This window comes from Hyphomonas sp. UBA3601, assembly GCF_002375605.1.
Classification (GTDB): domain Bacteria; phylum Pseudomonadota; class Alphaproteobacteria; order Caulobacterales; family Hyphomonadaceae; genus Hyphomonas.
Genome location: NZ_DFME01000112.1, coordinates 73,386 through 76,074, shown reverse-complemented (window position 1 = coordinate 76,074; position 2,689 = coordinate 73,386). Strand labels below are relative to the sequence as shown.

Annotated in this window: 2 protein-coding genes; both read right to left on the bottom strand. The window is 56.1% G+C overall.

Features of this window, described 5'->3' with window-relative positions; translation table 11 throughout:
• The coding region (locus B4F73_RS11880; protein ID WP_290483356.1) for a TonB-dependent receptor at window positions 1-2,034 on the bottom strand (2,034 nt) is incomplete at its 3' end.
• 229 nt (window positions 2,035-2,263) lie between these two features.
• Window positions 2,264-2,689, bottom strand: a 426-nt coding sequence (locus tag B4F73_RS11875; RefSeq protein WP_290483355.1) for an acyl-CoA dehydrogenase family protein, incomplete at its 5' end; no start/stop codon positions are given.

Genomic DNA, 2,689 nt, shown 5'->3' with positions numbered 1-2,689 from the left:
CAGCGTCAGGCCGCCAATGGCCGTCAGGTGTTCTGCCACCAACCATGTCAGCTCCGCATCCAGACCGTAAGCCTCTCCTTCCGGGGCGTTCTGAAGGCGTGACAGGGCACGATAAATTGGGTCCGGGAAGAAGGACGAGACCTGTTTGTCAGTATAGTCGTAGTAGAACAGCGACGCATTCGCTTGCATGCGCTGGTCGAACAGCCCAGCTTTGACACCAACTTCATATGCCAGCAGGCTTTCCTGCGTTGCCGGGGCATTCTGTTCCGACTTGGAGGCTGCGTTAACCGGAGTTGAGGCGGACTTGTAGCCCTTGGAAACCGATGCGAAGAAAAGCGTGTTCTCCAATGAAGCTGGCGTCCAATTGCCAACCACTCGCCACGAAACATTGTCTTCCTTAACGTCCGATGTCACCGCAGTGAACGAGTTGGTCTCAAGGTCGTAGGTATTGCATCCGTTTTCGAGCAATGGCGCTGGTGGCGTAGCCAGACCGTAAATCGCTGTGAAGAAAACGCGGTTGAATACATTGACGTTTGGCTGCATCGAACCATTCACGTCTCCCGAACAACCAACATATTCCTGCTTGTCATCCGTATAACGAAGACCGGTCGTCAAGGAAAATTCCGGGGTCAATTCCCAATCAGCATTTGCGAAGATGCTGGTAGTCGTCGATTCAAAGTCCCCGGTATCGTAATAGGTCTGGAAGGAAGAGAGCAATTCGGCAGCCGAATAGGGCTGACCTGTTTCAGGGTCGACGTTTACCAAGGAGACGAGACCAGCCATTTGCGGCGGGAAACCAAGAGCGGTCGGGTCAACCGTCAACAGGTAGGCCGCCGTACTTACAAAGTTGGAATTGGCGTTGTCCCGCAGCATTGTGCGGTTGCCGTCTGTGGTCTCGTCCTTGCCATAATAGGCCCCCACCAACCAGTCGACCTTGTCGGTTGAACCTTCAAGGCGAAGCTCCTGGCTGAAAGATTTGATCTCGCCTTCGATGTCCTGAAGCAGGATCTGAAACGGCACGCCAGACCAATCGAGCACGGCTTCTCGATCCAGCTTATTATAGCCCGTCAGCGACACCAACCGCATCTCATTGTCGAACTCATAGCTTACGCCAAGCTTGATGGCATCGAAGCTCGAATTCTCTTCATGCGGACCGTCAATGCCCTCGCCTGCACCGATATCGGCTGACCGCAGGTATGAAGGTGCCCAGTCGGCCTGTTCAGCATTGGTCGGAAAGTTGCTGTTGATAAAGTCAACAAGGCCCGGTTGGTTGAAGCCTGATGCCGTCGACGGGCCGTTGGTTCCCGGCACGATGAATGTCGGGTCGGTATTGGGCGTCAGGCCAATTGCCTGCCCAGCGATCGTGTCGGATTTGTTGATCCAGCCATTGTAGGACAGATCAATTTCGAGCTTGTCTGTTGGCTGAATCGCGAGCGCCGCACGGAAGCCGAGCTTCTCGACCGTTCCCCGGTCTTCTCCGCGGGAAATCGACTCCTGCCAACCTTCGTCGCTGTTCTCACTGCGGATCGCGAAACGCGCCTGAACGTTTTCCGCAAGCGGCACATTCACCATGCCTTCGAGATTCCAGGTGTCGTAGTTGCCGATGTCGGCGGAGACACTTGCCTGGAACTCATCGACCGGCTTGTTCGTCACGACGTTGATCAGACCCGCCGTCGTATTGCGGCCAAACAAAGTTCCCTGCGGCCCCTTCAAAACCTCGATACGCTCGATATCGAACATCGGCCCCGAATTCATGAAGGGATAGGGATAGGCAACTTCATCTACATAGGTGCCGACGGTCGAAGTTGCAGAGACGTTGATGGTATTGAAGCCGATACCGCGGAGGGTGTAGGTCGGCACGCCCTGATAGCTTTGCGAGACTGAGAAGCTTGGCACGAGCGCTTGCAGGTCATCGACCTCATTGACCCTGAGCGTATCGAGTTGGTCCCCGCCAAATGCCTGGATCGACATCGGGACATCATTGGCGGATTCTTCCCGCCTCTGGGCCGTGACCGTGATGGACTCCAGCTTCATGGAGCTTTGCGAATCTTCGCTGCTCTCGGCGGAGGGGGTGTCTGCCTCTTGTGCGATGGCGGGCGAGCTTGCCCAGAGTGCTATGAGTGAGACTCCCAAGCATAGCGATTTCAAGTACTTAGACCGGTTTTCCAAATTTTCCTCCCTATGCTCCTATGTTTGGAGCTGTAGGGAGAGGTTCCTCGGAAACGGTCACTCCCGGCAAGCTATCAAGGTTGATAGGGCCGTCTCACAATCCAAGCACCGCCTTGGCCATGATGTTGCGCTGGACCTCATTCGATCCGCCATAAATCGAACCGGCTCGATTGTTGAGGTATTTCGCCATGGCGACGCTGAGCGCATCTGGTCCGACCGGGTCCAGATTTGATTCCGGATGCCAGGTCGCCGGTTCATGAACAGCCGCATATGGGCCTGCAGCCTCGATCGCGATCTCGTCGATCTTCTGCATCATCTCCGTTCTTTGTACCTTGAGCATCGAAGCGGCAGGGCCCGGCGGCCGGCCCGCGCTGAGTGACGCCACGATGCGCTGTTCGGTCACTCGGATGGCGTCGAGCAGAATGGCGGTTGTCTCGAGCCGGGTACGTAATCCCGGCTCTTCGAGACCGCTTTCCAAAACATGGGCGCGAAGTCGATTCAGCGCCGCCTCGAGACCGGC